31 protein-coding genes are annotated in these 25,867 nt (G+C 58.2%); 19 read left to right on the top strand and 12 right to left on the bottom strand.

Annotated features, from left to right (window positions below; all coding sequences use genetic code 11):
• Positions 1 to 83 precede the first annotated feature (83 nt).
• Positions 84 to 1,028, bottom strand: a complete 945-nt coding sequence (locus tag CAG47_RS15965; RefSeq protein WP_085725815.1) for a DMT family transporter — start codon at positions 1,026 to 1,028, stop codon at positions 84 to 86.
• 77 nt (positions 1,029 to 1,105) lie between these two features.
• On the opposite strand from CAG47_RS15965, the gene CAG47_RS15960 reads away from it, so the two are divergent.
• The 3 genes from CAG47_RS15960 to CAG47_RS15950 all read left to right on the top strand — a co-directional run bounded on the left by CAG47_RS15960 (position 1,106) and on the right by CAG47_RS15950 (position 4,222).
• Complete coding sequence (locus tag CAG47_RS15960; RefSeq protein ID WP_085725814.1) at positions 1,106 to 1,978, top strand: LysR family transcriptional regulator; 873 nt, start codon at positions 1,106 to 1,108, stop codon at positions 1,976 to 1,978.
• A 112-nt stretch (positions 1,979 to 2,090) separates the two neighbouring features.
• The gene (locus tag CAG47_RS15955) at positions 2,091 to 3,623 is read left to right on the top strand and encodes an EAL domain-containing protein (protein WP_085725813.1); all 1,533 of its coding nucleotides are present in this window, start codon (positions 2,091 to 2,093) and stop codon (positions 3,621 to 3,623) included.
• Positions 3,624 to 3,856: 233 nt separating this feature from the next.
• Positions 3,857 to 4,222, top strand: coding sequence for a histone-like nucleoid-structuring protein, MvaT/MvaU family (locus CAG47_RS15950; RefSeq protein WP_085725812.1), 366 nt, complete (start codon positions 3,857 to 3,859; stop codon positions 4,220 to 4,222).
• Between the two features lie 162 nt (positions 4,223 to 4,384).
• Here CAG47_RS15950 and CAG47_RS15945 read toward each other — a convergent pair whose 3' ends face one another.
• Positions 4,385 to 4,903 carry a DUF4946 domain-containing protein gene (locus CAG47_RS15945; protein WP_085725811.1) on the bottom strand — a complete coding sequence of 173 codons (519 nt, stop codon included), beginning with the start codon at positions 4,901 to 4,903 and terminating at the stop codon, positions 4,385 to 4,387.
• Between the two features lie 144 nt (positions 4,904 to 5,047).
• Here CAG47_RS15945 and gloA point away from each other — a divergent pair, with 144 nt between their 5' ends.
• Complete coding sequence (gene gloA, locus CAG47_RS15940) at positions 5,048 to 5,569, top strand: lactoylglutathione lyase (protein WP_085725810.1); 522 nt, start codon at positions 5,048 to 5,050, stop codon at positions 5,567 to 5,569.
• 110 nt (positions 5,570 to 5,679) lie between these two features.
• Here the strand turns inward: gloA and ahpF are convergent, their stop codons facing one another.
• The 3 genes from ahpF to CAG47_RS15925 form a co-directional block, all read right to left on the bottom strand.
• Entirely contained in the window at positions 5,680 to 7,242 is a 1,563-nt protein-coding gene (gene ahpF / locus CAG47_RS15935; RefSeq protein ID WP_085725809.1) for an alkyl hydroperoxide reductase subunit F, read from the bottom strand.
• A gap of 139 nt (positions 7,243 to 7,381) precedes the next feature.
• Positions 7,382 to 7,945, bottom strand: a complete 564-nt coding sequence (gene ahpC / locus CAG47_RS15930; protein WP_085725808.1) for an alkyl hydroperoxide reductase subunit C — start codon at positions 7,943 to 7,945, stop codon at positions 7,382 to 7,384.
• Between the two features lie 134 nt (positions 7,946 to 8,079).
• The gene (locus tag CAG47_RS15925; RefSeq protein ID WP_143515864.1) at positions 8,080 to 9,015 is read right to left on the bottom strand and encodes a site-specific integrase; all 936 of its coding nucleotides are present in this window, start codon (positions 9,013 to 9,015) and stop codon (positions 8,080 to 8,082) included.
• A gap of 178 nt (positions 9,016 to 9,193) precedes the next feature.
• Between CAG47_RS15925 and CAG47_RS15920 the strand changes: the two genes are divergently transcribed.
• A complete protein-coding gene (locus CAG47_RS15920) occupies positions 9,194 to 10,204 on the top strand; it encodes a DNA-binding protein (RefSeq protein WP_085725806.1) in 1,011 nt (336 codons plus the stop codon).
• Here CAG47_RS15920 and gorA read toward each other — a convergent pair.
• Complete coding sequence (gorA, locus tag CAG47_RS15915; RefSeq protein WP_085725805.1) at positions 10,201 to 11,559, bottom strand: glutathione-disulfide reductase; 1,359 nt, start codon at positions 11,557 to 11,559, stop codon at positions 10,201 to 10,203. The genes CAG47_RS15920 and gorA overlap by 4 nt on opposite strands.
• Positions 11,560 to 11,689: 130 nt before the next feature.
• Entirely contained in the window at positions 11,690 to 12,529 is an 840-nt protein-coding gene (galU, locus tag CAG47_RS15910) for a UTP--glucose-1-phosphate uridylyltransferase GalU (RefSeq protein ID WP_007975949.1), read from the bottom strand.
• Between the two features lie 289 nt (positions 12,530 to 12,818).
• Between galU and CAG47_RS15905 the strand changes: the two genes are divergently transcribed.
• Entirely contained in the window at positions 12,819 to 13,007 is a 189-nt protein-coding gene (locus CAG47_RS15905) for a hypothetical protein (protein ID WP_085725804.1), read from the top strand.
• 212 nt (positions 13,008 to 13,219) lie between these two features.
• On the opposite strand, the gene CAG47_RS15900 is transcribed toward CAG47_RS15905, so the two are convergent.
• Together CAG47_RS15900 and CAG47_RS15895 are read right to left on the bottom strand one after the other, a co-directional pair.
• Positions 13,220 to 13,450 (bottom strand): hypothetical protein, encoded by a 231-nt coding sequence (locus CAG47_RS15900; protein ID WP_085725803.1) that lies wholly within the window; start codon positions 13,448 to 13,450, stop codon positions 13,220 to 13,222.
• A gap of 73 nt (positions 13,451 to 13,523) precedes the next feature.
• Entirely contained in the window at positions 13,524 to 13,880 is a 357-nt protein-coding gene (locus CAG47_RS15895) for a hypothetical protein (RefSeq protein WP_085725802.1), read from the bottom strand.
• Positions 13,881 to 14,081: 201 nt separating this feature from the next.
• On the opposite strand from CAG47_RS15895, the gene CAG47_RS15890 reads away from it, so the two are divergent.
• The 11 genes from CAG47_RS15890 (at position 14,082) to CAG47_RS15845 (ending at position 21,877) form a co-directional block, all read left to right on the top strand.
• Positions 14,082 to 14,384, top strand: a complete 303-nt coding sequence (locus CAG47_RS15890; RefSeq protein ID WP_085725801.1) for a DUF1883 domain-containing protein — start codon at positions 14,082 to 14,084, stop codon at positions 14,382 to 14,384.
• A gap of 37 nt (positions 14,385 to 14,421) precedes the next feature.
• On the top strand, positions 14,422 to 14,589 hold the full coding sequence (locus CAG47_RS28735) for a hypothetical protein (protein WP_165798673.1): 168 nt from the start codon (positions 14,422 to 14,424) through the stop codon (positions 14,587 to 14,589).
• A 117-nt stretch (positions 14,590 to 14,706) separates the two neighbouring features.
• Complete coding sequence (locus CAG47_RS15885) at positions 14,707 to 15,411, top strand: 2OG-Fe(II) oxygenase (protein WP_085725800.1); 705 nt, start codon at positions 14,707 to 14,709, stop codon at positions 15,409 to 15,411.
• The gene (gene alkB, locus CAG47_RS15880; protein WP_085725799.1) at positions 15,401 to 16,081 is read left to right on the top strand and encodes a DNA oxidative demethylase AlkB; all 681 of its coding nucleotides are present in this window, start codon (positions 15,401 to 15,403) and stop codon (positions 16,079 to 16,081) included. Before CAG47_RS15885 ends, alkB begins: the two co-directional genes overlap by 11 nt.
• A gap of 87 nt (positions 16,082 to 16,168) precedes the next feature.
• The gene (gene ada / locus CAG47_RS15875; protein WP_085725798.1) at positions 16,169 to 17,233 is read left to right on the top strand and encodes a bifunctional DNA-binding transcriptional regulator/O6-methylguanine-DNA methyltransferase Ada; all 1,065 of its coding nucleotides are present in this window, start codon (positions 16,169 to 16,171) and stop codon (positions 17,231 to 17,233) included.
• A gap of 155 nt (positions 17,234 to 17,388) precedes the next feature.
• The gene (locus CAG47_RS15870; RefSeq protein WP_085725797.1) at positions 17,389 to 18,456 is read left to right on the top strand and encodes a nitronate monooxygenase family protein; all 1,068 of its coding nucleotides are present in this window, start codon (positions 17,389 to 17,391) and stop codon (positions 18,454 to 18,456) included.
• A 125-nt stretch (positions 18,457 to 18,581) separates the two neighbouring features.
• On the top strand, positions 18,582 to 19,349 hold the full coding sequence (gene modA, locus CAG47_RS15865; protein ID WP_085725796.1) for a molybdate ABC transporter substrate-binding protein: 768 nt from the start codon (positions 18,582 to 18,584) through the stop codon (positions 19,347 to 19,349).
• Positions 19,350 to 20,030, top strand: a complete 681-nt coding sequence (modB, locus tag CAG47_RS15860; protein WP_085725795.1) for a molybdate ABC transporter permease subunit — start codon at positions 19,350 to 19,352, stop codon at positions 20,028 to 20,030.
• A 3-nt stretch (positions 20,031 to 20,033) separates the two neighbouring features.
• Positions 20,034 to 21,113, top strand: coding sequence for a molybdenum ABC transporter ATP-binding protein (gene modC, locus CAG47_RS15855; protein WP_085725794.1), 1,080 nt, complete (start codon positions 20,034 to 20,036; stop codon positions 21,111 to 21,113).
• Between the two features lie 181 nt (positions 21,114 to 21,294).
• Positions 21,295 to 21,516 (top strand): hypothetical protein, encoded by a 222-nt coding sequence (locus CAG47_RS15850; protein WP_085725793.1) that lies wholly within the window; start codon positions 21,295 to 21,297, stop codon positions 21,514 to 21,516.
• Between the two features lie 130 nt (positions 21,517 to 21,646).
• Positions 21,647 to 21,877, top strand: coding sequence for a hypothetical protein (locus tag CAG47_RS15845; protein ID WP_085725792.1), 231 nt, complete (start codon positions 21,647 to 21,649; stop codon positions 21,875 to 21,877).
• 246 nt (positions 21,878 to 22,123) lie between these two features.
• On the opposite strand, the gene CAG47_RS15840 is transcribed toward CAG47_RS15845, so the two are convergent.
• The gene (locus CAG47_RS15840; RefSeq protein ID WP_085725791.1) at positions 22,124 to 22,789 is read right to left on the bottom strand and encodes a TetR/AcrR family transcriptional regulator; all 666 of its coding nucleotides are present in this window, start codon (positions 22,787 to 22,789) and stop codon (positions 22,124 to 22,126) included.
• A gap of 178 nt (positions 22,790 to 22,967) precedes the next feature.
• On the opposite strand from CAG47_RS15840, the gene CAG47_RS15835 reads away from it, so the two are divergent.
• Together CAG47_RS15835 and CAG47_RS15830 are read left to right on the top strand one after the other, a co-directional pair.
• Positions 22,968 to 23,810, top strand: coding sequence for an NAD(P)H-binding protein (locus CAG47_RS15835; protein ID WP_085725790.1), 843 nt, complete (start codon positions 22,968 to 22,970; stop codon positions 23,808 to 23,810).
• A 92-nt stretch (positions 23,811 to 23,902) separates the two neighbouring features.
• Positions 23,903 to 24,097 (top strand): hypothetical protein, encoded by a 195-nt coding sequence (locus CAG47_RS15830; protein WP_085725789.1) that lies wholly within the window; start codon positions 23,903 to 23,905, stop codon positions 24,095 to 24,097.
• Between the two features lie 110 nt (positions 24,098 to 24,207).
• On the opposite strand, the gene CAG47_RS15825 is transcribed toward CAG47_RS15830, so the two are convergent.
• Both CAG47_RS15825 and otnI read right to left on the bottom strand, forming a co-directional pair.
• Positions 24,208 to 24,813 carry a hypothetical protein gene (locus CAG47_RS15825; protein ID WP_085725788.1) on the bottom strand — a complete coding sequence of 202 codons (606 nt, stop codon included), beginning with the start codon at positions 24,811 to 24,813 and terminating at the stop codon, positions 24,208 to 24,210.
• A 228-nt stretch (positions 24,814 to 25,041) separates the two neighbouring features.
• Positions 25,042 to 25,830 (bottom strand): 2-oxo-tetronate isomerase, encoded by a 789-nt coding sequence (otnI, locus tag CAG47_RS15820; protein ID WP_085725787.1) that lies wholly within the window; start codon positions 25,828 to 25,830, stop codon positions 25,042 to 25,044.
• Positions 25,831 to 25,867: the final 37 nt, after the last annotated feature.

Below are 25,867 nucleotides of genomic sequence, written 5' to 3'. Positions count from 1 at the left end.
AGGCTTCTGCTGCCAGAAGACGATTATTATTGTATGCGTAACCTGATTCTACACAGCGTAAATCAGTTTGTCCGCCTTCTGTATCAAATCCCCTTTTTCCCCGCTCGCGCAAGGGGTTTATTGCACAGGAAAATCCCCGCCAGAATCAGCCCGCCACCCAGGCACATGGCCAGTGTCAGCGGCTCATCCAGCAACAGCGCCCCAAAGATCACCGCCGTCAACGGGTTCAAGGCAATGAACACCCCGGATCGCGTCGCGCCAATCCTGCGGATACCTTCGTAGTAGCCAATGTACGCCAGCGCCGAACCCAGCACGCCCAGGTACAAAAGGCTCAACCATTGTTGCGCCCCCAACTGGGCGATCGCAGCAACGCTCACCTCATCGCGCACGATGCAACTCATCCAAAGCATGACGGTGCCCAGCAGGACCGAATACGTCACTGTTTGTACCGGCCCGAGGGTCTGGTTCAGCTCTCTGGAAAACAGCGAATAGACACCCCAGCCGAGAACGCAACCGAAAATCAGCAGATCTCCGAGCCAGGCGTCGGCCCCGCCAGTCAACAACTGCGGGTTGCGGCTGACGATCACCATGCTCGCACCCGCTATACAAACCGCAATGCCGCCTACTTTGGCCCGGCTCAGACGCTCCTTGAACAGCAGCCAGGAAGCGAGGCCGATCACAGCCGGATTCAGCGCGACGATTAAAGAGGCCCGCGAAGCGTTGATGTAGTGCAGGCCATAAAAGAAGCACAGGTTGTAGAAAAAGATCCCGAAAAAGCCGAGCAACAGCAATTGCCGCCATTGCCGGGGGCTGGGCCAGACCAGCGTTATCCGCGCCATGCGTAAAAACACCAGCAACGCCACGCTGGCCAGCAGAAACCGCAGGCTGGCCGCCAGCAGTGGACTGAGATTGCCGGCCAGATAGCGCCCGGCAACAAAGGTGCCGCCCCACACCATGGTGACCGCCGCCAGTTTCAGGTACACCGGCAAATCGGAGGGTTTTGACAGGCTTGGCTCACAGATCGTCATTAGATTCCGGACCGTATATCGGAGAGATGACCTATGATTCTGCTAATACTTAGTCATCGTAAAATGAGCAAACACTCATGACCCTCACTCAACTGGAGATTTTCTCCCTCGTCGCCGAGCTCCACGGTTTCACAGCCGCGGCCAATCGCCTGGGTATTTCCCAATCGGCGGTATCCCATGCCTTGAAGTCCCTGGAGCAGGAGTTGGGTGTCGAGTTGCTCCTGCGGCATCAATCCCGGATCGAGTTGAGCGACATTGGCCAGCAGTTGTTACTGCGCGCCCGTGCGATGCTGGGCCTGGCCAACACCCTGCGCCAGGAAGCGGCCGATGCGAGAGGCATGAAACGCGGCACGCTGCGTATCGGCTCCTTCGGCCCGACTTCATCGATCAAATTGTTGCCGTTGATTCTGCAGCAGTACCGCGCCGCCCATCCCGCCATCGAAGTGCATATCGACGAAGGCCCCGACCGTCAGGTACTGCAGTGGCTGGAGGAGCGACGGATCGACATCGGCTTTGTGGTGTTGCCCGAGGAGCGTTTCGACACGGTTGCGCTGATCGAAGACCAGATGGTCGCGTTGCTGCCCGCCGGACATCCGTTGGCCAGTTACGACAGGCTGAGCCTGAAAGATCTGTGCCACACCCCGTTTGTACTGACCGAAGCCGGCTCGTCGGAACTGGTTTCGCGCCTGTTCACCGCTGCCCGCCTGACGCCCAACATCCGCTATCGCTGCTCGCAGTTGATGAGCACCCTGGATGTCGTGGCTCGTGGCGATGGGGTGACGGTGGTTGCCGAAGGTTCATTGCCCACTCAAATTGACAGTCGCTGCGTGAAAAAACCGCTGTCGCCGGCGGTGTTACGCCAGGTTGGCCTGGCGGTACTCGATCGACGCCAGGCATCGCCGGCGACCCTGGCCTTTATCAAGGTGGCCGAAAGTCTCGACCTGCGTTGAGCGGCGTAACCGCCAAGGGCCGACTATCATGGCCCATAGTCGAACTCTTCATGGGAGGCGTATTGCCCTGCCAGCCTTTGAGAGCCTTACCTCTTCGTGACAGGATTCGCGAATGCCGCTCAAAGCCATAACCCGCAATCGCCGCAGAAGAAATGCGGTCACCCTGATCAGTGGGTTGCTCCCGGTGCTCCTGGGGGCCGCCATTCTTTACATGCAGGCAGGGCGTGCACTCAAACACGACACCAAACAAACCGCCGAAGAAGGTGTTCGCCAGTTCGACTTGATGCTCGACAACACCGCCCAGGCCGCTCATGAACTTTTGCCGCTGGCTGGCCAGAGTTGCAGCGACGTCAAGCTGGCACTGCGCGAGCAAGTCACACGCCGCCCATTCGTACGCTCAACCAATCTGGTGTGGGACAACAACCTTTATTGCAGCTCGTTGTTCGGCGACTATCAGGAGAAGGTCAATCCGGGTGATTACACCCAGGGTGCCTTGTGGCTCATGAATGGCAACCCGGTAACACCCAATACCGCTTTGCTGGTGTACCGGCTGAGTGAAGACAAAAAAGGCGCGCTGACGACCCTCGACGGTTATCACTTGAGCAATGTCCTGCGCCTGATCGGCCGCAAGACTTTGCTGTTGCTGCAGGTTGGCCCGGGCTGGATGTCCACCGATGGCAAGGTTCACACCGGCACTGCGCCTATACTACCCGTTGCGCAGAGCCGCTTGACCTCCGGACGCTATGCTTTTGCCGTACAAGCCGGTTTCCCGAAAGGCGAAACCTGGCGATACATGAGCAGCGAGTATCCACCACTGTTCAGCTTGCTGATTTTCTTTGGGGTGATTGCCGGGTCAATCGGTCATTTCGTGCAAAAACGCGCCTCGGCACCTACCCAGGAAATGCAACGGGCACTGGAAGCCGCAGAGTTCATTCCTTATTTCCAACCGGTCGTGCATGGCGACAGTAAAAGCTGGTCCGGTGCTGAAGTGTTGATGCGCTGGAATCATCCGAAGGAAGGCCTGGTCCGTCCGGACCTGTTCATTCCGTTTGCCGAGCACTCGGGGCTGATCGTGCCGATGACCCGCTCGCTGATGAAACAGACCGCCGCCCTGCTCGGACCGCAATCCGCCAGGTTCAGCAAACCGTTTCACATTGGCCTGAACATCACCGCCAGCCATTGCCGAGACCTGGAGTTGGTCAGGGATTGCCGCGAGTTTCTCGCTGCGTTTGAACCGGACTCGATCCATCTGGTTCTGGAACTGACCGAGCGCGAACTGATCGAGCCCACGGCCATCACCCTGCAACTGTTCGAGCAACTTCGCGAACTGGGCGTGAAAATCGCCATCGACGATTTCGGTACAGGTCATTCAAGCCTTGGTTACCTGCGGCAGTTCAATGTTGACTTCCTGAAAATAGACCAGAGTTTTGTCGCCATGATCGGTATCGACACACTCTCCAGCCACATCCTCGACAGCATCATCGAGCTGGCAGTCAAGCTCGACCTCGCACTGGTGGCCGAAGGTGTCGAAACCCACGAGCAAAGTGATTACCTGAGCGCTCATCAGGTCAACTTCCTGCAGGGCTATCTGTTCGGCAAGCCCATGCCGGCTGCGGAGTTCATTAGTGCATTAAGCGACCATTAAATCGGGGGTTTAATCGATAAAACAACGACAGCAGGCACCAATATGAATCAAAAAACTACTGCCGTTACATGAAAAAAAAGACAGGATTTACTCTTGGCCAATTAACTACTACAATTTTTCATGCCTGTGCTAAATTGGCGGGTGAGCCACTATCACCGAGTCGCTTCAAGGCTCTTGGCTTATAGCTTTGTTTGCGGTTGGTATCAACCAAACACACTATTGGAGTAAAGATATTGTCCAGACTCGCTGAATTCCGTGCCGCCGAAAAGGCCCTTCAAGAACAGCTCAAGCAGTTGGAATCCCTGAAGAACGATGCCGGGCTCAAGAAAGAAATCGAATTCGAAGAGAAGCTCCAGGGCTTGATGAAAACCTATGGCAAGAGCCTGCGCGACATCATCGCCATTCTCGATCCAAATCCGGCAAAATCCGGCCTGCTGCAGGCGACCGCACCTAAAACCCGCCGCGCCCGCGTGGTCAAGGTTTACCAGAACCCGCACACCGGCGAGCTGATTGAAACCAAAGGCGGCAATCACCGCGGCCTGAAAGCCTGGAAAGAACAGTACGGCGCAGCCACCGTTGATTCCTGGCTGCGTGGCTAACTCTCGCGGCGACAAAAAAAGCCCTGCCGATGCAGGGCTTTTTCATGGGCCATCTAAACTCGAAAGCAGACACCGGACTACTACCTTACCACCTCAACTTTGTGCTTAATCCATTTGGATATCTAAAATTTTCTTCATGCATCAAAAAAGCACTGCCGCTTACTAAAGTTTCAAGCTGTTACGGACAACCTCTATTTCCTCCTGGCTCGCCTTATAAGCCTCGGCCTGCCCTGCGTAGGAAAGAACATAGGCCTTATCGGCATCCACCGCAGCCACCAATGTTTGAGAAAGCACATGCCTGCCGTTTTGCGTGACGGTGCAGGTTGTTTCCAACGCGGACAATCGACTCAAAGTAGTCGAATGAATTCGCGTGCAGACGCTTTGATACCCACCCTGAAAGAAGTCTTTTTGTACCGACTTGCGCATTTCCAGCAATACGCCTTCGAGGTTTACCTGATGATCGCTTTGTACCGGGCTCATGGTCAGCTCCATTACCAGGAGCGGCGATCCATTTCGGTCATTTTTCACCGCCCGCTGGCGGCTGACTCCCGACGCAGAGTCAGGCAGGGCTTCGATCTGCCAGCCTTGCGGCCAGGTCAGCACCGGCGCATCGGCGCGAGCAAAGCCAACCAGCGAAAGCACGCCGAGCAGGATGAATAGCATTTTACGGAGTCGAATCATTGCAATGAGCACTCACGGATCAAGCCGTAAAGTCTGGGCCCAGGCCGGCCGTCAGGCAATAGCCGACTGTTTCGGTTTGGTGATGTCCGATCCCTTGCGTATCATTGGCGTCATTCGTTAGCCCACATTTTTCCTGGAGGGCCCATGAGCCTGCACGAATTGAACACCTTCCCCGGCGTCACCGCCCAACCGGACACCGCGACGCAGAAGTTCGTCTTCAACCACACCATGCTGCGGGTCAAGGACATTACCAAGTCCCTGGATTTCTACACACGCATCCTCGGTTTTACGCTGGTGGAAAAACGCGACTTCCCGGAAGCCGAGTTCAGCCTGTATTTCCTGGCGCTGGTCGACAAAAACCAGATCCCGGCCGACGCCGCCGCGCGCACCGAATGGATGAAGTCCATCCCCGGCATCCTCGAACTGACCCACAACCACGGCACCGAGAACGACGCGAATTTCGCCTACCACAATGGCAACACCGATCCGCGCGGTTTTGGCCACATCTGCATCTCGGTGCCGGACATCGTCGCCGCCTGCGAGCGTTTTGAAGCACTGGGCTGCGATTTCCAGAAGCGCCTGAGCGATGGTCGGATGAAGAGCCTGGCGTTCATCAAGGACCCGGATGCTTACTGGGTCGAGATCATTCAGCCAACTCCACTCTAAGCTTCACCGCAAATCCCCTGTGGGAGCGGGCTTGCTCCCACATTTGTAATGTGCAAGACACAAAAAACCCCATGATCATTCATGGGGTTTTGTGTTTTCGGCGCCTGGACTCATGCCGGAGCCGAAGTACGGATCAAGTGATCGAAGGCGCTGAGAGAGGCTTTGGCGCCCTCGCCCACTGCGATCACGATCTGCTTGTACGGCACAGTGGTCACATCGCCGGCGGCGAACACACCCGGCACCGATGTTTCACCGCGAGCATCGACGATGATCTCGCCACGGGGCGACAACTCGATGGTGCCTTTGAGCCAGTCGGTGTTGGGCAGCAAACCGATCTGCACAAAGATCCCTTCCAGCTCCACACTGCGCAACTCGTCACTCTGACGGTCCTTGTAGCGCAGGCCGTTGACCTTCTGCCCATCACCGGTGACTTCAGTGGTTTGCGCACTGGTGATCACGGTGACATTCGGCAGGCTGTGCAACTTGCGCTGCAATACCGCATCGGCGCGCAACTGTACATCGAACTCCAGCAAGGTGACGTGGGACACGATACCGGCCAGGTCGATGGCTGCTTCGACGCCGGAATTACCGCCGCCAATGACCGCCACGCGCTTGCCCTTGAACAGCGGGCCGTCGCAGTGCGGGCAGTAGGCAACACCTTTGTTGCGGTATTGCTGTTCGCCCGGGACGTTCATTTCCCGCCACCGCGCACCGGTCGCCAGAATCACGGTTTTGGCTTTGAGCGATGCGCCGCTGGCGAACTGAATCTGGTGCAGCTCGCCATTCTTGCCGGGCACCAATTTGTCGGCGCGTTGCAGGTTCATGATGTCCACGTCGTACTGCTTGACGTGTTCTTCCAGGGCCACGGCCAGTTTCGGCCCTTCGGTTTCCTGCACCGAGATAAAGTTCTCGATAGCCATGGTATCCAGCACCTGCCCACCAAAACGCTCGGCCGCGACACCGGTGCGAATGCCTTTACGGGCCGCGTAGATTGCCGCCGAAGCACCGGCCGGGCCACCACCGACCACCAGCACGTCAAAGGCATCCTTGGCGCTGATTTTCTCGGCCTGGCGCTCGATGCCGCTGGTGTCGATTTTGGCGAGGATTTCTTCCAGACCCATGCGGCCCTGGCCAAAGTTCACACCATTGAGGTAGATGCTGGGTACCGCCATGATCTGGCGCTCATCGACTTCGGCCTGGAACAGCGCACCGTCAATGGCGACGTGGCGAATGTTCGGGTTCAACACCGCCATCAGGTTCAGTGCCTGGACCACATCCGGGCAGTTCTGGCACGACAGCGAGAAGTAGGTTTCGAAGCTGAACTCGCCTTTGAGCGAGCGGATCTGTTCGATCACTTCAACGCTGGCTTTCGACGGATGACCGCCGACTTGCAGCAAGGCCAGTACCAGGGACGTGAATTCGTGCCCCATCGGGATGCCGGCAAAACGCAGGCTGATATCGGCCCCGGGTCGATTGATCGAAAACGATGGCTTGCGTGCATCATCACCGTTATCGAGCAACGTAATCTGGGTGGAAAGACCGGCAACGTCTTTCAACAGTTCGAGCATTTCCTGGGATTTCGCACCGTCGTCGAGGGAAGCAACGATCTCGATCGGCTGAGTGACCCGTTCCAGGTACGATTTCAACTGGGCTTTAAGATTGGTGTCCAACATACGGGCGATTTCCTTTTTGCTGTTTCGTATAAAGCAGGCATAAAAAAACGCCCGAGCGAATCTCGCCCGGGCGTTTTTATTGGGCGGTGCAGCTTACTGAGTAGGTGCGGTAGTCCGCCCTGAGGAGCGTGTCACTGACTTAGATCTTGCCGACTAGGTCCAGGGACGGCGCCAGAGTGGCCTCGCCTTCTTTCCACTTGGCTGGGCAAACCTGACCCGGGTGAGCGGCGACGTATTGGGCAGCCTTGATCTTGCGCAGCAGCTCGGAAGCGTCACGACCTACACCGCCATCGTTCAGTTCAACGATCTTGATCTGGCCTTCAGGGTTGATCACGAAAGTGCCACGGTCAGCCAGGCCAGCTTCTTCGATCAGCACGTCGAAGTTGCGGGAGATCACGTGGGTCGGGTCGCCGATCATGGTGTACTGGATCTTGCCGATGGCTGGCGAAGTGTTGTGCCAGGCCGCGTGGGCAAAGTGAGTGTCGGTGGAAACGCTGTAGATCTCGACGCCCAGCTTCTGGAACGCGTCGTAGTTGTCAGCCAGGTCTTCCAGTTCGGTCGGGCAGACGAAGGTGAAGTCGGCCGGGTAGAAGAACACCACCGACCACTTGCCTTTCAGGTCAGCGTCCGAGACTTTTACGAAGTCGCCATTTTTGAATGCGTCAGCTTTGAACGGTTTAACTTGGCTGTTGATGATAGGCATCGTTGACTCTCCGTCAGGGGTTAAGAAGTTGATGGAAAGAACTTTACCCACTCGACGAACGGAAGGCTCATTGGCAAACCTGATGCTGCTGATTGGCTTTTGCTATTAGTCAGCCGTATTAATAGAAGAAAACGTTATCTCACGGACTTTTCTGTGATGCGCGCCATCCCGAGAAACGGACTGGCCTCGATGTAGCGCATGGCTGACTTCATGTCCTTCCAGCCCACATAACTCATCAGGGACTTCAAATCCCAGCCGCTCTGGTGAGCCCAGGTCGCAAAGCCACGCCGCAGGGAGTGGCTGGTGTAAAGCTCGCCGGCGATACCCGCCCGCACCAACGCCTGGCGCAATAGCGGAATCACACTGTTGGCGTGCAACCCCTCCTCACCCAGATGTCCCCAGCGATCGATGCTACGGAACACCGGCCCGCGCACCAATGCCGCCTCGGTGATCCAGTCGATATATGCCTTCACCGGACACAAGCGCTGCAAGGCCGGCGTCTGATAGGTCTTGCCGAGGTTATCGCGATCACTCTTGCTGCGCGGCAGATAGAGACTGATGCCGGAACCGGCGCTGGCCTGCACGTGTTCCACCTGAAGCCGGCACAACTCATCACTGCGAAAGCCGCGCCAGAAGCCCAGCAGGATCAACGCCATGTCGCGCCTGGCCCGCAGCAAACCCGGCTGGTCGCCTTCGGCCCTGGCGGTTTGCACTTCTTGCTCCAGGTAACTGACCACCTGCTCCAGATGCTGAAGTTGCAGCGGTTCGGCCTGTTTTTCCTGGACCGGATGCAGCGCGCGGATGCCCTTGAACACCTTGCGCACCACCGGTGCCTTGGTGGGATCGGCAAAGCCCTGGCTGTTGTGCCACTGCGCCAACGCCGAAAGGCGCAACTTGAGCGTATTGATCGACAGCACCCCGGCATGCGCCACCAGATAACGCGCCACGCTGTCACTGGTGGCCGGCAGAAACCCGCCCCATGTCACCTCAAAGTGTTCGATGGCCGCGCGATAGCTGCGACGAGTGTTGTCGCGCGTTGCAGCCTGCAGGTAACGATCCAGCTCGGTCATGGGGTCAACTCTTGAATTCATACCGTTTTGCCGGGTCAAAAACCGGTATTGGGTTCATCACACGGGGTAATACCAGTATATCCCGTGCTATAAACATTCAGTATTTAACTTTCAAAGTTGGATGGTACAATGTGTATTTACGTGGTACGTACCACATCATCAGAACCCGGGAGAACTCATGGCACGCGGCGGTGTAAATAAAGCGGTGGTTCAAGCCGCCCGGTTGGCGATCCTTGCTCGCGGCGAAAACCCCAGTATCGATGCCGTACGGATCGAGATGGGCAATACCGGTTCGAAAACCACGATTCATCGCTATCTCAAAGAGCTCGATGACAGGAACGAACCGGCCGAAGCGCCGGCGGAGCCGATAGACGACGAACTGATCGCGCTGGTGGCGCGGCTCGCACAAAGACTCAAGGAGCAGGCGCAAGAACCTATCGACCAGGCGCGCTCGCAGTACGAAGAACAACGCAAGACCCTGGAAAACCAGCTCGGCGAAGCGCAGGAGGCCAATAGCGAACTGCACCAGCAATACGAATTCCAGAGCCTTGCGCTGACTCAGGAGTCCGAAGCCCTGCAGGAAACCCGCGCCAGCTTGCAATCAGAGCAAACCCGCAACGCCGGACTGAACCAGGCGCTGGCCGATTTCGAACTACGCCTGAAAGACAAGGACGAGCAGATCCGCTCCCTTGAAGAAAAACACCTGCACACCCGTGACGCGCTGGAACACTACCGCAATGCGGTCAAGGAACAACGCGAGCAGGAATTGACTCGCCATGAAAGCCAGGTGCAACAGATACAGATGGAGCTGCGCCAGGCACAACAAAGCGCGCTGGTACGCCAGGACGAAATCACCCAGCTGCATCGCGACAATGAACGTCTGCTGACCGAAAACCGCGGTACGCTGCGCGAGTTGAGCCTGCTGCAAGAACAGCTCAAGCAAAGCAATACCCGCCAGGATCAGTTGCTGGAACAGGCCAGCCGCGTCGACAGCGAGCGCACCCTCCTCCAGGAACGCCTGCGCGTCGCCCTGCTGGAAAGCCAGGCACTCAAACAGAATGCCGATGAACTGTCGCAGATCAACAAGTCCCTGGAGCTGGATTTGGCCAAAGCCCGCACGGATCTGGAAGAACGCGTACGTCTGGCCGCGACCCTTGCGGCAGCGGCAGACGCAGCGAAGAAGGATTAACCGGCGACCGGCGTACGCAGGGTGACGAACTCTTCGGCGGCCGTCGGGTGCACCCCGATGGTTTCGTCGAAGTCGCGCTTGGTGGCGCCGGCCTTCAAGGCAATCGCCAACCCCTGGACGATCTCACCGGCATCCGGCCCGACCATGTGGCAGCCCAATACTTTGTCAGTTTGGGCGTCCACCACCAGCTTCATCAGCGTGCGCTCCTGGCATTCCGTCAGGGTCAGCTTCATCGGCCGGAAGCGGCTTTCGAATATCTGCACATCGTGGCCGGCTTCGCGAGCCTGCTCTTCAGTCAAGCCGACGGTGCCAATGTTTGGCAGGCTGAACACCGCAGTCGGGATCATCCTGTAATCCACCGGACGATACTGCTCCGGCTTGAACAGGCGTCGCGCCACCGCCATGCCTTCTGCCAGGGCAACCGGTGTCAGCTGAACGCGACCGATCACATCGCCCAGCGCCAGGATCGACGGCTCGGCGGTTTGATACAGCTCATCGACCTCGACGAAGCCCTTCTTGTCAAGCTTGACCCCAGTGTTCTCCAGCCCGAGATTGTCCAGCATCGGACGACGCCCCGTGGCGTAGAACACGCAATCGGCTTCCAACTGACGACCATCCTTGAGCGTGACTTTCAAGCTGCCATCGGCCTGCTTGTCGATGCGCTCGATGTCCGCATTGAATTGCAGGTTCATCCCGCGCTTGGTCAATTCTTCCTGCAAATGCTTGCGCACAGAACCGTCAAACCCGCGCAGGAACAGTTCGCCGCGGTACAGCAGTGTGGTTTCGGCGCCCAGGCCGTGGAAGATCCCGGCGAACTCCACCGCAATGTAGCCGCCACCCACGACCAAAACCCGCTTGGGCAGCTCTTTAAGGAAGAACGCCTGATTGGAACTGATGGCATGTTCGCGCCCCGGGATTTCCGGAATCTGCGGCCAGCCACCAGTGGCGATCAGAATATTTTTGGCGCTATAGCGCTCGCCATTGATCTCGACCTGATGCGGATCGACGATCTTCGCGTGCCCTTCATGCAGGGTCACGCCGCTGTTGACCAGCAAGTTGCGATAAATGCCATTGAGGCGATTGATCTCGCGGTCCTTGTTGGCGATCAAAGTCGCCCAGTCGAACTGCGCTTCATCCAGGCTCCAGCCAAAACCGGATGCCTGCTCGAAGTCTTCGGCGAAGTGGGCACCGTAGACCAGCAATTTTTTCGGCACGCAGCCGACGTTCACACAGGTGCCGCCCAGGTAGCGGCTCTCGGCCACAGCCACTTTCGCGCCGAACCCTGCGGCAAAGCGCGCAGCCCGTACACCGCCGGAACCGGCGCCAATCACATAAAGGTCAAAATCGTAGGCCATCTTCAATCTCCTCGGCAGGCCAACAGCATACCCTCAGACATTTGTGGGGCAAGCGCTGCAGTCGATATGGGGCCTGAAAATGAAAAAGCCACCCGAAGGTGGCCTTTCAAAACAATCAGGTCGCCAGCTATCAGTAAGCCTTGCCCGTCTTGTAGAAGTTCTCGAAGCAGAAGTTGGTCGCGTCGATGTAGCCTTCGGCGCCACCGCAGTCGAAACGCTTGCCCTTGAACTTGTAGGCAATCACGCAACCATCCTGCGCCTGTTTCATCAGGGCGTCGGTGATCTGGATCTCGCCACCTTTGCCTGGCTCGGTTTGCTCGATCAGGCTGAAGATGTCCGGCGTCATGATGTAACGGCCGATGATCGCCAGGTTCGATGGGGCATCTTCCGGCTTTGGCTTCTCGACCATGTTGCGCACGCGGTACAGGTCGTCACCAATCAGGTCGCCGGCAATCACGCCGTATTTGCTGGTTTCCTGCGGGTCTACTTCCATGATCGCGACGATGGTGCAGCGATACTGTTTGTACAGCTTGACCATCTGCTTGAGTACGCCGTCACCTTCCAGGTTGACGCACAGGTCATCCGCCAACACCACGGCGAACGGCTCGTCGCCGATCAGCGGACGGCCGGTCAGGATCGCATGGCCCAAACCTTTCATTTCAGTCTGGCGAGTGTAAGAGAACGAGCACTCGTCCAGCAGGCGGCGGATGCCGACCAGGTATTTCTCCTTGTCGGTGCCCTTGATCTGGTTCTCCAGTTCGTAGCTGATGTCGAAGTGGTCTTCCAGGGCGCGCTTGCCGCGACCGGTAACGATGGAGATTTCGTTCAAGCCGGCATCCAGTGCTTCTTCGACGCCGTACTGGATCAGTGGCTTGTTCACCACCGGCAGCATTTCTTTGGGCATGGCTTTAGTCGCTGGCAGGAAGCGAGTACCGTAACCGGCTGCTGGGAACAAGCATTTCTTGATCATAAAAGTCCTTGAAAGGGCTGTGTGTACGAGTTTCGGCGCAGTCTAATCAGGCGGCGTGCACCTTACAATGCCCCGCGCTGGCTAACCGATGTCAACATAGAGAAATATTCTTGCCGATAGTTCCCTGCGCGGTTGCACGGGTCACTTCGAAACCTCTTAGGCATAGCAGAAAGCTGTGTAATTGCACGGTTTTCGCTGCCCGCGGTGCCCCCACCTTACGCCCGTCGACACCTGTCGCGTGCGTTTGCCGGTATCATGGCGCGATTGAACCAGACAACGAGGCAAATAGATGTCCCAAGCAAAAAGCGTCAATGGATTCCTGATCAACAAGGTGAAAGACGGTCAATGGTGGGTGGCCAGTGTCGCCGGTGAAAACATCGCCGGACCTTTCCCTACCGAAGCCCTGGCGACCGAGGTGGCCTCGGTGCTGGAGCTTGAGCACCCGGAGCCCAAGCGACGCGGCAAGGACAAGAACTGATCGACGTCCGATGCGAGATGCGCGTAATGCTGCTCAGTCAAGGTCTTGAGCCAGGCCTGAGATGTTACCTATTCCTGTAGGAGCGAGCATGCTCGCGATGGAGGCTCAGACACCGCTGGCATCCAGACAGCCCACGTTATCGTTGACGACCATCGCGAGCATGCCGCAAGCGGGCACTCGCTCCTACAAGAGAGCGCCGCGGTTGCAACGCCTTACATATGGATTTCGGCGAATTTGATCCCAAGCCCGCGCACGGTGTCGATGAGGTCATCGAGGCGACTGAAGGACTCGACTTCATCATTGTCATCCACCAGGAAATAGCTGCGCCCGGCGCTCTTCTTGAAGAACACGATCCATTCCCCTCGCTCCGCCGGATTCTGAATCACATGGGTGGCAGAGATCAGTCCCTCTGCATGGCGTTCCCGGACCTGCTCACGCTTCATTGTTCGACTCCAGAAATAGCGATGCCGCCAAAGCCAGGCTTTGGCGGCATCGGTGCTGATGGTCGATAGTCTATCAGCCGGAAATGCACTCGGTGGCAGCCTTCTGTATATCCTTTGGGCGCACCGGGACATTGGACATGCTCTCGTGCAGCTTGATGCTGCTGCCGCCAGAACGCTCTTCGATGTCGAAAACGGCAGACGGCCCCGAGGAGTACTTGAGCGGCACAATCACACGCAAGCCATCCTTGTGCGGCTCGATTTGCAAGGCGCCACGACTGTCAGCCAGTTTTTCGCTGAGGCATTGCGCATATTCATGGGGTTTTTTGCCAGAAATCACGTTCATGGTCGGCAGCGACTCATTGATTTCAGAGACGTTCGCACAACCACTCACCAGCATCGCCAGGGAAAGACCCCACAAACCCCACTTCATATAAAACCTCCGATAAAGAGGCTCGGACAACGCAGATGCGTTTTTTCTCCGAGGCAAACTGCTTTATCGCTCATCAAATGTGAAATTAGCGTTTTTAATTGTCAAAGTGGCCGGATAATAAGGCCTGCGGACTGATAAACTGCGCCAATCGCCCATGCTATCGTTTTGATTTTGTAGAAAAAGCCCTTCTGGAGGCGCCTCATGAAATTTATCCATCAGCGCGAGCACCTCAATGAAGACGATATTGTCGTCATTCAATGCTCCCAAATGTGCAACATCCGCTTGATGAACGACGCCAACTTCCGCAGCTTCAAGAATGGCGGACGTCACACCTATCACGGCGGTGCCTTCGACACGTTTCCAGCCCGCATCACCGCGCCCAGCACCGGTTTCTGGAACATCACGATCGACACTGTGAGTCGCCGCGCCATCAGCGTGACCCGCAAACCCAACCTGACTCACTCGATCAAAATCATTCGCCGCTCCAGCTCCAAACTCAGCTGAACAACGAATCCGAAACACAAGACAGGCAGATACAACCGTGGCCCAAACGACCAAGTACGTCATCAAATACAAACTCAACGGTGAGCGCCGCTTCGAGTTCGCCCAGCTTGAAAACGGTACCGCAGAAGAAGCCAAGGCGGCGCTGGATGCCATTCATGGAAAAGACGACGTCATCAGCGAAATCAGCGTCAGCAAAGCGCTGTAACGCGATTCGGAGCGACAATGGACGTCGGCTCCCGTTCGCAATTCGACCGCAAGCAGCGGAGTGCCTGCGTCATCCTTGCCTTCCAGACTGGCCACCTCGACATCAAGAGGCCCGGCAATGAGCGAACACTATCTGGACAGGCTGGACTGGCTCCAGCTGGAACAACAACTTGACCAGGACGGTTACGCCGTCATCCCGTCACTGCTGAGCCACAAGGCTTGTGCGCAAATCAGCGCCTTGTACCCCCGTAACGAGCCCTTTCGCTCGCACGTGGTGATGGCTCGCCACGGGTTCGGCCGGGGCGAATACAAGTATTTCAACTACCCGTTGCCGGAACTTGTGGCTCGCCTGCGCAGCGCGCTCTACCCAAGACTGGTGCCCATCGCCAATCGCTGGCATGAGCAGATGGGGTTGCCAGACCGTTTTCCCGAATCCCATCCAAGCTTCCTCGAACGCTGCCATGCCGCCGGTCAGAACCGCCCTACGCCGTTGTTGCTGCAATACGGTCCGCAGGACTACAACTGCCTGCATCAGGATCTGTATGGTGAGCACGTTTTCCCGCTGCAAGTGGCGATTCTTCTGTCGGAACCCGAAGAAGACTTCACCGGCGGCGAGTTTGTCATGACTGAACAACGCCCGCGCATGCAGTCACGCCCGATGGTCATCGGCCTGAACAAAGGTGACGGACTGATCTTTGCCGTCAACCAACGACCGGTCAAAGGGACTCGCGGTTACTACCGCGTGACCCTGCGTCACGGCGTGAGTCGCCTGCACAGTGGCAAACGGCATACCCTTGGAATCATCTTTCACGATGCATCATGACCCCATGAATCCGCTGACTCTCGATCTGTTTGCCAATGCAGAACCCGAGCAACAACCCAGGCGCGAGCAGATCGGCGAACAGTCCTGGGTACTCAGAGGCTTTGCCCTGCCCTGGCTGGATCGTTTGCTGCCCGCCCTGGAGGCGGTGCTGGTGGCCGCGCCGTTTCGGCAGATGGTCACGCCCGGCGGCTTTACCATGTCGGTCGCCCTGAGCAGTTGCGGCACATTCGGCTGGACCACCGACCGCAGCGGTTATCGATACACTCGCCACGATCCGCAGACCGGCCACCCCTGGCCCGTGATGCCCGAGGTGTTTTTCCAACTGGCGCAAGCGGCAGCGCAGGCTGCGGGCTTCAGCGACTTTGTGCCTGACTCCTGCCTGATCAACCGCTACATTCCCGGGGCGAAAATGTCATTGCACCAGGACAAGGACGAGCATTCCTACGCAGCACCCATCGTTTCGGTCTCCCTGGGCTTGCCGGCGATGTTCCTGTTCGGCGGTTTTGCACGCGGCGACAAAAGCCAGCGCGTTCCCCTGCTGCATGGCGACATCGTGGTCTGGGGTGGTGTGGATCGCCTGCGTTATCACGGCGTGTTGCCGATCAAGGACGGGCAGCACCCGAGACTGGGCGAGCAGCGCATCAACTTTACCTTCCGTACCGCCGGATAGAGGCCGCGAATTTGACCGCAAGCGCCGGAGTGTGTGGCAATGGCCCCTTGGTTAATGTGCAGGCAACCCCTTAATGGACGTGACGCCATGACAACCCAATCGACCAGGACCACCACTGAAAACGATCCGCGCTGGGCCGCCGTGGTCGCACGCGACCCAAAGGCTGACGGGCAGTTTGTGTATGCCGTGAAGACCACAGGCATCTACTGTAATCCCAGCAGTCTCGCGCGCCTGCCCAAACCACAGAATGTCGAGTTCTTCGACAGCGCCGAACAGGCCCGGGCCGCGGGCTATCGTCCAAGCAAGCGCGCGGCAAGGGACCAGAGCGAACTCGCCGCGCAACATGCCGCCACCGTGGCCGCTGCCTGCCGACAGATCGAAAGCGCCGAAACGCTGCCGTCCCTCGGCGAATTGGCCGAAACGGCGGGACTGAGCAGCTTTCACTTCCATCGCGTGTTCAAAGCCGTCACCGGCCTGACGCCCAAGGGCTACGCCGATGCACATCGCTCTCGCAAGGTGCGCGAGCGACTGGCGGACGGCGGCTCGGTGACCGATGCCCTGTATGACGCCGGTTTCAACTCCAACAGCCGATTTTATGAAGCGGCAGACCAACTGCTGGGAATGAAGCCCGGGGATTACCGCGCCGCCGGGCAAAACAATGACATTCGATTTGCCATTGGCCAGTGCTCGCTGGGTGCGATTCTGGTGGCACAGAGTGATCGTGGAGTTTGTGCGATCCTGCTGGGCGATGATCCGCACCAACTGGTCTGTGACCTGCAAGACAAGTTCCGGCGCGCGAACTTGATTGGTGCCGATCATGAATTCGAGCAATTGATTGCCAGGGTCGTCGGCTTTATCGAGGCGCCGGCCATTGGCCTGGACCTGCCACTGGACGTGCGCGGCACCGCATTTCAAGAACGGGTCTGGCAAGCGCTGCGAGAGATTCCAGTCGGCAGCACGGCGAGCTACGCCGATATCGCCCTGCGCATCGGCTCGCCCAAAGCCGTTCGCGCCGTGGCCCAGGCCTGCGGCGCGAACAGCCTGGCCGTGGCGATCCCGTGCCATCGCGTGGTACGCAGCGATGGCAATCTTTCGGGCTATCGCTGGGGTGTCGAGCGCAAACGCCAGTTGCTGGAGCGTGAGTCGTCGTAGTCAGCGATTCCCATGCCCGCGCAACAGCAGTGGAGGCTTCCAGCGACGCTGCCACCACTGGCAAGCGGAAATGACGACTGGCCTTGCGCCAGTCGTTGCGTTACAAATCCTGTTCTACCGTCCCTGCCCTGTTTCAACGTCGGAGAACACAGCACATGAACCAATGGCCAGATACCCGCATTCTTGACCTGCTCGGGATCGAACTGCCGATCATTCAGGGGCCGATGGCCGGTGCCACAAACTCGGCCATGGTGATTGCAGCCTGCAATGCAGGCGGCCTGGGTTCGATGCCGGCGGCGATGCTCAGCACCGATCAACTGCGCGAAGAACTGAAGACCATCCGCCAACACACCCAGCGCCCGATCAACGTCAATTTTTTCTGCCATCAACCTCCAGCTCCCGACGAGCAACGCGCGCAGGACTGGAAAAACCTGCTGCAACCCTACTACCAGGAACTGGGCGCCGATTTCGATGCGCCAACCCCCGTGTCCAACCGGGCGCCGTTCGATAATGCGGCCTGTGAAGTGGTCGAAGCGTTCCGCCCTGAAGTCGTGAGTTTTCACTTCGGCCTGCCGGAAAAATCCCTGCTCGACCGGGTCAAGGCCACCGGTGCGAAAGTGCTGTCCTCAGCCACCAACGTCGAAGAAGCCATGTGGCTGGAGCAGCATGGCTGTGATGCAATCATTGCCATGGGTTTTGAGGCCGGCGGCCATCGCGGGATGTTTCTCAGCGATGACCTGAGTAGCCAGGTGGGGACGTTCGCCCTGGTGCCGCAAGTCGTCGATGCAGTGAAAGTGCCGGTGATTGCCGCTGGCGGCATCGCTGACGCCCGAGGCGTCGCCGCAGCCTTCATGCTCGGTGCTTCGGCGGTACAGGTGGGTACGGCATACCTGTTCACGCCAGAAGCCAGGGTCAGCCCGTCCCATCACAAAGCGCTGCGTACCGCGAAGGAAAGCGAGACGGCGGTCACCAACGTCTTCACCGGTCGCCCGGCCCGGGGCATCCTCAATCGGGTGATGCGCGAACTGGGACCGATGAGCGCCAAGGCCCCGGCCTTCCCCCTGGCCGGAGGCGCGCTGATGCCGCTGCGGGCGAAAGGTGAAGCCGACTTCAGCAACCTTTGGGCCGGCCAGGCATTTACCCTTGGCGTCGAATTGAGCACCGAGGCGCTGACTCGACAACTGGCTGAGGAAGGGCTGGCGAGACTTCTGCGTCGCTCCTGAGCATCGCCCGCACTGAAATTGTATACAATTTCACGAGCAGACATTCCGTTCAAAGGCAATTCGCTATATATTTCCGTACATAACGATTCACCCCCAGTTGCAATTGCCTTTGACGGAGCCGTTTCATGACCATTCGTGCCTCACGTTTTGCCCCTTCCTGCCTGGCGAGCCTTCTCGCCGTATTCGCCTTCGGCTCAGCCCAGGCGGACGAAGTCCAGGTGGCGGTCGCCGCCAACTTCACCGCCCCCATCCAGGCGATCGCCGCTGATTTCGAAAAAGACACCGGGCATAAACTGGTGACCTCCTTTGGTGCCACCGGCCAGTTCTACACCCAGATCAAAAACGGCGCGCCGTTCGAAGTGTTCCTCTCGGCGGACGACAGCACCCCGAAAAAACTTGAAGCCGAAGGTGACACCGTCAAGGGGTCGCGCTTCACCTACGCGGTCGGCACCCTGGCGCTGTGGTCGGCCAAAGAGGGCTACGTCGATGCCAAGGGCGATGTGCTGAAGAAGAACGAGTACCAGCACCTGTCCATCGCCAACCCGAAAGCCGCGCCTTACGGCCTGGCGGCTACCCAGGTGCTGGCCAAAGAAGGTCTGACCGACAAGGTCAAGGACAAGATCGTGGAAGGCCAGAACATCACCCAGGCCTACCAGTTCGTCTCCACCGGCAACGCCGAGCTGGGCTTTGTCGCCCTGTCGCAGATCTACAAGGACGGCAAGATCACCAACGGTTCGGCCTGGATCGTTCCCGCCAGCCTGCACGACCCAATCAAACAGGACGCGGTAATTCTCAACAAGGGCAAGGACAACCCGGCCGCCAAGGCATTGGTTGACTACCTCAAGGGGCCGAAAGCGGCCGCAGTCATCAAGTCCTACGGTTACGAAATCTAAATGTCGCTATCGAGTGCCGATTTTTCCGCCATTTGGCTGACCCTGAAACTGGCGTCCCTGACGACCGTCATCCTGCTGATTGTCGGCACTCCGATTGCGTTGTGGCTCTCGCGCACCCGCTCCTGGTTGCGCGGGCCGGTCGGGGCGATTGTCGCCCTGCCCCTGGTGCTGCCACCGACGGTGATTGGCTTTTATCTGTTGCTCGCCCTCGGCCCCCACGGATATATCGGCCAGCTCACCCAATCGCTCGGCCTTGGCACCCTCACTTTCAGTTTTGCAGGGCTGGTCATCGGTTCGGTGCTGTATTCGATGCCGTTTGTGGTCCAGCCACTGCAAAACGCTTTTTCCGCGATTGGCACGCGTCCGCTCGAAGTGGCCGCGACGCTGCGGGCCAACCCCTGGGACACCTTTTTCAGCGTGATGCTGCCCCTCGCTCGCCCGGGTTTCATTACTGCGGCCATTCTCGGTTTCGCCCATACCGTCGGCGAGTTCGGTGTGGTACTGATGATCGGCGGCAACATTCCCGAGAAGACCCGCGTGGTATCGGTGCAGATCTACGATCACGTCGAAGCCATGGAATACGCCCAGGCCCATTGGCTGGCCGGGGCGATGCTGGTGTTCTCGTTTGTCGTCTTGCTGGCGCTGTATTCCAGCCGAAAAACCAAAGCCGGCTGGAGCTGACCGATGATTCAAATGCGCCTGAAATTGCACTACCCGGGCTTTGCCCTAGACGTCGACCTGCAACTGCCGGGCCGTGGCGTCACCGCACTTTACGGTCATTCCGGCTCGGGCAAGACCACTTGCCTGCGCTGCATCGCCGGCCTGGAGCGGGCCGATCAAGGCTTTATCCAGGTCAACGATGAAGTCTGGCTGGACAGTGAAAACAAGGTCTTCGTCGCACCGCACAAGCGCGCACTGGGCTACGTGTTCCAGGAAGCCAGCCTGTTTCCCCATCTGTCGGTACTGGCCAATCTGGAGTTCGGCCTCAAGCGCATTGCAAAGACGCAGCGTCGGGTCGACATGGCCCACGCCACCGAACTGCTGGGCATCAGTCATTTGCTGGACCGGCAACCACAACACCTTTCGGGCGGTGAGCGACAGCGCGTCGGTATTGCCCGCGCCTTGCTCACCAGCCCGAAACTGCTGTTGATGGACGAGCCGCTGGCGGCGCTGGATGCCCAACGCAAAAATGAAATCCTGCCCTACTTGCAGCGCCTGCACGACGAACTCGACATCCCGGTGCTGTACGTCAGCCACTCCCAGGATGAAGTCGCGCGGCTGGCCGACCATATCGTGTTGCTCAGCAACGGCAAGGCACTGGCCAGCGGCCCGATCGGCCAGACCCTGGCGCGCCTCGATTTGCCCTTGGCGATGGGGGATGACGCCGGCGTGGTGATCGAAGGCCACGTCAGCGCCTATGACGCCGACTACCAACTGCTCAGCCTGCAATTACCCGGCACCCACCTCGACATTCGCGTGCCTCATACACCAATGGATACAGGCCAGGCATTGCGTTGCAAGGTCCAGGCGCGGGACGTGAGCCTGAGCCTGGACAGTGTCGGACAAAGCAGCATTCTCAATCGCCTGCCGGTCACCGTGATCAGTGAAATGAGCGCGGACAATGCCGCTCACGTATTGATTCGCCTGGACGCCGCAGGCTCGCCGCTGTTGGCGCGGATCACGCGCTATTCTCGCGACCAGCTCAACGTCCACCCTGGCCAGCAGCTCTGGGCACAAATCAAAGCGGTCGCGGTGCTGGCGTAAATCCGCCGGCCCTGTGCCACAAGTGTTGTATCCACCCGGGCGGGCCGAGGAAGTCGGGCTGGCGATCTTCCTTGAACGAATGGCGGCAGCGCCTGAACCGACGAATTGACCTGCCTGTTTTTTGCACGATTACCAATGGCTTCTATAGTTGATCTGAACAGGATTCAGCTGCGGAGACGCCATGGAAGACATTTTTGTCGTGAAGCGTTGCAACAAGATCATCATCCATGGTCGCCGCGAAGGTGAGAAAGAGCACCTTCCACCCGAAGCCGCAGTCTGGTACCGCATCGCCGATACCCGTACCCAAGGCTTCATCGGTGACGGCTACGATGTTGAAGAAGACGCACAGCGTGTTTGCCGGCAGTTGAACGCCAAATCACAAGTGACAGCCCGACAAAGCTGAGGACCTGTCAGCGCTTTTCAACAGGTCTATACTGATATGGCTGAAGGATCAGCGACCCCAACGGCAGAAAGCTCGCTCCAGGCGGGCTTTTTGTTGCCACACCCAGGTTTCTTGAACGGAGGTGTCTCCCATGTCCGAAAAAGAGTCCATCACCACCCTGCTCACCTTGCTGGATTCCCGTCAGGTCCGCCTGGCTGCTGCCTGCAAGGAAATCGCCGACTGGGTCGATCATCAAGGCGGACACCCCACCGCCCTCAGAATTCGTGATCGCCTGAACGACATCGAAAAGGATACGCCGCTGATCCGGCATACGCTGTCGTCTCTGCAACCTGTCGACCGGCCTCTGCCTCGGTTCAGATGATCCGTCACGGATTTACACTGCGAGGAAAGGTCCGATTCGGGCAGCATGACCGGAGACGGTGACGTTTCCGGACGTTTGCTTGCCTGTCAGGATTTCACCCTCACTCCCAACCCGGCCTGGCGCCGGGATTTTTGTTGGGCAAAAACCAACCGAACGTCACCGCTCACACGCCACGACAGAAGCGCTCCGATGGTTACTCATTTCAAACTCAACGGGCACCTGGCCTGCGGCAGGAGTGAACATTGGTTACCGCTGGTCGGCGTCCTTGCGCACGGGCTGCATGATTTCACGCAGGGACATACGCTTGAAAGCCTCGACCAGTGCTCGCCCTTCCTGGGGGGCGCAAGTGACCGCCAGGCGCATGGTCGCCTCACCCAGGTGCCAGATCAGAAACGCCGACTCCTGAACCTGTTGTTGATCGAGGTCGGGGTATACACGAAGCATTGCCTGGGCCAGCAGTGCTCCGGCCACCCGGCTCTCCACCAGCTCCAATTGCATTAACTGCTTGTCGGCCTGCATACCGGACCAGATGTCACGCATCACCGGTGTCGCCATCACGATCTCGTAATACAGATCGAGCAATTGCAGATAGGCTGCCTGCAAGCCTTGGGCATCCTGCACAGCTTCCATCGCCTCCGTAATGCAACGACGGCTTTCCGCGTTGTAGCGTTCGGCCAGCGTGCGAATAACGGAACTCTTGTCAGGAAAATACTGATAAAGGGAGCCGATCGAGATCCCGCAGCACTCGGCAATTTCACTCATTTTCAGTTGGTCGCTGCCCTTGTCCGCAATCAATCGAGTCGCCGCGGTCAGAATCCGCTCCTGACGTTCGCGACTGCGTTGTTGCGTGGGTTTGCGTCGAACGGCCTCTACAACAGGCTGTTCAAGGGCTTCAAGGGTCTTCTTGTGCACGAGTGAATTTCCCGCTCAATAACGTGACATGTACTCACCTTAGCATCGCCACTCCTCGCCCCCAATAACAGATGCCGTACGTCGGGGAGTTCGATTGAGCAGGTTGACGACAAAACATGAGGATCTATCATCTTTCAAACATGAGCATCACTCACATTAACTGATGGAGATGAACGCGATGAAAACCGATCAACCAATCACGCTGGTCCTCGGCGCCACGGGCAAAACCGGACGCAGAATCACCCAACGACTCGAGGCTGCCGGCCTGCCCGTTCGCCGAGGCTCCCGTGACGCCAATCCGCCTTTCGACTGGGAAGATCGATCCACCTGGGACGCGGTGATAGAGGGTGTTGATGCGGTCTACATTTCGTTCCAGCCTGATCTCGCCGTGCCTGGCGCCCTGCAAACCATCCAGGCGTTCACCGACCTGGCGGTGAAAAGCGGAGTGCGCAAACTGGTGCTGCTATCCGGACGCGGTGAGATCGAAGCGCAACAGGCCGAACGTGTTGTCCAGGACAGCGGGCTTGACTGGACGATTCTGCGGGCCAGTTGGTTTTGCCAGAACTTCAGCGAGGCACACTTTCTTGAGCCCATTGTGCAGGGCGAACTCGCGCTCCCCGTCGGCAATGTCGCCGAGCCCTTTGTCGATGCGGAGGACATTGCCGAGTGTGCCGTCGCAGCCCTGACCCAACCCGGACACACCCACCAGCTCTATGAGTTGACCGGCCCCCGGGCATTGACCTTTGCCGAAGCTGTCACCGAGATCGCCCACTCCACCCAGCGCAAGATCGATTTTGTGGCGGTACCGGCGGACGCCTACCGACAGGCAATGGAACAGGAACAACTTCCCGCGGAGTTGATCGATCTGGTGATGTATCTGTTCACGACCGTGCTCGACGGTCGCAACACATCCGTGGCCAATGGCGTACAACGGGCATTGGGGCGGCCGGCGCGCGACTTCAGCGACTACGTGCAGCGCACTGTGGCTGCGGGTACCTGGGAAAATGGTCGTCCGACGTAAAGCATTGGCGACAACAGGCTTCGTCGACTAGGGTCTCTTGCGTATCGAACTGTGGCGCCTTCATTGGCTGGAGCCTGATCAAGGAGGACCCCATGTCACTCAATCGTAGTGCCGAACAAACCTACCGCCAGTGGTCGACCCCGATCCTGCTGGAACTCAAGGAAAGAGAGCATGAAATGGATCCGTCAGACCGCCAGGCGTTGCAAAACGTACTGCTGGAAAGACGACTGATCAACACCGGCAATCCAACCGGCAGCGAGCGCCGCAAGACTGACCCGGCGTCCTGAAAACATCCGGTGACCACGATCAAGATGGAAGTAATGGTGCAGAAACCAACAAGGGTTTGCCTGGCTTTCGCTGGCAAACCCTTGTTTGCGAAGATCGCTCGACTGTCGCACTAAAACCAGCCACTACGTTCGTCTTCCAGTTCCTGGCGACACTGCTTGAGTTGAGCGTTGTAAATCTCCGATTGCTTTTGTACCTTCTGGGCAACCTGCATCAACCACGGTTTGCTGCGATAGGTATTGCGGCTGAAGCCGCCACGTCCCTCGTGGTAAGCCAGATACTGATTGTAAGTGTCCCATTTGGAGATTCCGAGCTGACGCTGGGTGCCAGTGGTGTACCAACCGATGAACATGATCGCGTCGTCGAAATTGTCACGCGAACCACCGTTGCCAGTATTGCCCTTGTACTCACTCCACACCGGATCTTGGGCCTGCGCATAACCGTAAGCCGAGCTGACTCGTCCCCAAGGGATCACCCAGAGCAGGTAGTCACGGGGCGGCAGTGCATCCGCCACGAAACTGCTTTCCTGCTTCATGATCGCCATGGCCACATGCAGAGGTGTCCCATACTCACTCTGCATTTGCACCGAGTCCTCGTACCAGTCGGGATACTCACGGTAAATGTTGCAAAGATTGCCTTGGTCTTTTGGCGGCATGGTCGTGCAACCCGTTAAAAACACAAACAACAAAGCCAACAGCAAAACCTGTCCTTGTTTCATTCCTTACTCTCAAAAATAACGGCATAAGGCACCCACCGTTTACTGCAAGGAGCCTGAGTCATGCAGGTGCAGGCAAAAACGTCAGAAGACATCCAGCTTGATCGCGTCACCCTTATCGAAAGGCTTCTTTGTAAGTCACTGTTTCACGGCGCCCTGACGCAAGTCTTGATCCGGGATTGAATGCTCACACCTGAACATGCCACCCTCGCACTGCCGCGGCGGCCTCCTCTACAGCACCCGCGCCTTCCAGTCGCGCAACCACTGCAAGCCGGAAGACGTATTTCCCCGCGGCCGATACTCGCACCCTACCCAGCCGTCATAACCCAATTGGTCCATCAGCTCGAACAGATAGGGATAATTGACTTCCCCCAGGTCCGGCTCATGCCGATCCGGCACGCCAGCGATCTGGATATGGCCGATACCGTCGAAGTCACGACGCAGCTTGGTCGCCAGGTCGCCCTCGACGATTTGGCAGTGGTAGCAGTCGAACTGAACCTTCAGGTTACTGGCGCCCACCTCCTTGCAAATGGCGTGGGCCTGATCCTGGCGGTTGAGGAAAAAACCCGGCATGTCTCGCGTATTGATCGGTTCGAGCAATACGGTGACGCCTGCCTTGGCCGCCCGGGCGGCAGCGTAGGCGAGGTTCTCCAGGTACACGGCATGATGCCGCTGGCGATCGCGTTCCGACGGTAACAACCCGGCCATCACATGGATGCGTGAATTGCCCAGTACGCTGGCGTACTCCAGGGCACGATCAAAACCGCTGCGGAATTCACTCTCCCGGCCCGGCAACGACACTGTACCCCGCTCTCCCGCCGCCCAATCACCGGGCGGCGCATTGAACAGTGCCTGCACCAGGCCGTTGTCGCTCAAGCGTTGCCTGAGTTCTTCAGCGCTGTAGTCATAGGGAAACAGATACTCCACCGCTTCGAAACCGTCAGAGGCAGCGGCGGCGAAGCGATCCAGAAACTCATGTTCCGGGTAGAGCATGCTGAGGTTGGCAGCAAAACGAGGCATGGTAGCTCCTGAGACAACAGGTTGGACAAAGGGCCGG

It is taken from the genome of Pseudomonas sp. R37(2017), from assembly GCF_002113375.1.
In the GTDB taxonomy this organism is placed as follows: Bacteria; Pseudomonadota; Gammaproteobacteria; order Pseudomonadales; family Pseudomonadaceae; genus Aquipseudomonas.
Note: the sequence above shows the minus strand (reverse complement) of the source record. Positions and strands in the feature narration are given on the sequence as shown.

Excerpts from the sequence above, each read along its gene's own strand:
- CAG47_RS15965 (WP_085725815.1), bottom strand. The coding sequence starts at position 1,028 with ATGACGATCTGTGAGCCAAGCCTGTCAAAACCCTCCGATTTGCCGGTG.
- CAG47_RS15960 (WP_085725814.1), top strand. The coding sequence starts at position 1,106 with ATGACCCTCACTCAACTGGAGATTTTCTCCCTCGTCGCCGAGCTCCAC.
- CAG47_RS15955 (WP_085725813.1), top strand. The coding sequence starts at position 2,091 with ATGCCGCTCAAAGCCATAACCCGCAATCGCCGCAGAAGAAATGCGGTC.
- CAG47_RS15945 (WP_085725811.1), bottom strand. The coding sequence starts at position 4,903 with ATGATTCGACTCCGTAAAATGCTATTCATCCTGCTCGGCGTGCTTTCG.
- gloA (WP_085725810.1), top strand. The coding sequence starts at position 5,048 with ATGAGCCTGCACGAATTGAACACCTTCCCCGGCGTCACCGCCCAACCG.
- ahpF (WP_085725809.1), bottom strand. The coding sequence starts at position 7,242 with ATGTTGGACACCAATCTTAAAGCCCAGTTGAAATCGTACCTGGAACGG.
- ahpC (WP_085725808.1), bottom strand. The coding sequence starts at position 7,945 with ATGCCTATCATCAACAGCCAAGTTAAACCGTTCAAAGCTGACGCATTC.
- CAG47_RS15925 (WP_143515864.1), bottom strand. The coding sequence starts at position 9,015 with ATGACCGAGCTGGATCGTTACCTGCAGGCTGCAACGCGCGACAACACT.
- CAG47_RS15920 (WP_085725806.1), top strand. The coding sequence starts at position 9,194 with ATGGCACGCGGCGGTGTAAATAAAGCGGTGGTTCAAGCCGCCCGGTTG.
- gorA (WP_085725805.1), bottom strand. The coding sequence starts at position 11,559 with ATGGCCTACGATTTTGACCTTTATGTGATTGGCGCCGGTTCCGGCGGT.
- galU (WP_007975949.1), bottom strand. The coding sequence starts at position 12,529 with ATGATCAAGAAATGCTTGTTCCCAGCAGCCGGTTACGGTACTCGCTTC.
- CAG47_RS15905 (WP_085725804.1), top strand. The coding sequence starts at position 12,819 with ATGTCCCAAGCAAAAAGCGTCAATGGATTCCTGATCAACAAGGTGAAA.
- CAG47_RS15900 (WP_085725803.1), bottom strand. The coding sequence starts at position 13,450 with ATGAAGCGTGAGCAGGTCCGGGAACGCCATGCAGAGGGACTGATCTCT.
- CAG47_RS15895 (WP_085725802.1), bottom strand. The coding sequence starts at position 13,880 with ATGAAGTGGGGTTTGTGGGGTCTTTCCCTGGCGATGCTGGTGAGTGGT.
- CAG47_RS15890 (WP_085725801.1), top strand. The coding sequence starts at position 14,082 with ATGAAATTTATCCATCAGCGCGAGCACCTCAATGAAGACGATATTGTC.
- CAG47_RS15885 (WP_085725800.1), top strand. The coding sequence starts at position 14,707 with ATGAGCGAACACTATCTGGACAGGCTGGACTGGCTCCAGCTGGAACAA.
- alkB (WP_085725799.1), top strand. The coding sequence starts at position 15,401 with ATGCATCATGACCCCATGAATCCGCTGACTCTCGATCTGTTTGCCAAT.
- ada (WP_085725798.1), top strand. The coding sequence starts at position 16,169 with ATGACAACCCAATCGACCAGGACCACCACTGAAAACGATCCGCGCTGG.
- CAG47_RS15870 (WP_085725797.1), top strand. The coding sequence starts at position 17,389 with ATGAACCAATGGCCAGATACCCGCATTCTTGACCTGCTCGGGATCGAA.
- modA (WP_085725796.1), top strand. The coding sequence starts at position 18,582 with ATGACCATTCGTGCCTCACGTTTTGCCCCTTCCTGCCTGGCGAGCCTT.
- modB (WP_085725795.1), top strand. The coding sequence starts at position 19,350 with ATGTCGCTATCGAGTGCCGATTTTTCCGCCATTTGGCTGACCCTGAAA.
- modC (WP_085725794.1), top strand. The coding sequence starts at position 20,034 with ATGATTCAAATGCGCCTGAAATTGCACTACCCGGGCTTTGCCCTAGAC.
- CAG47_RS15850 (WP_085725793.1), top strand. The coding sequence starts at position 21,295 with ATGGAAGACATTTTTGTCGTGAAGCGTTGCAACAAGATCATCATCCAT.
- CAG47_RS15845 (WP_085725792.1), top strand. The coding sequence starts at position 21,647 with ATGTCCGAAAAAGAGTCCATCACCACCCTGCTCACCTTGCTGGATTCC.
- CAG47_RS15835 (WP_085725790.1), top strand. The coding sequence starts at position 22,968 with ATGAAAACCGATCAACCAATCACGCTGGTCCTCGGCGCCACGGGCAAA.
- CAG47_RS15830 (WP_085725789.1), top strand. The coding sequence starts at position 23,903 with ATGTCACTCAATCGTAGTGCCGAACAAACCTACCGCCAGTGGTCGACC.
- CAG47_RS15825 (WP_085725788.1), bottom strand. The coding sequence starts at position 24,813 with ATGAAACAAGGACAGGTTTTGCTGTTGGCTTTGTTGTTTGTGTTTTTA.
- otnI (WP_085725787.1), bottom strand. The coding sequence starts at position 25,830 with ATGCCTCGTTTTGCTGCCAACCTCAGCATGCTCTACCCGGAACATGAG.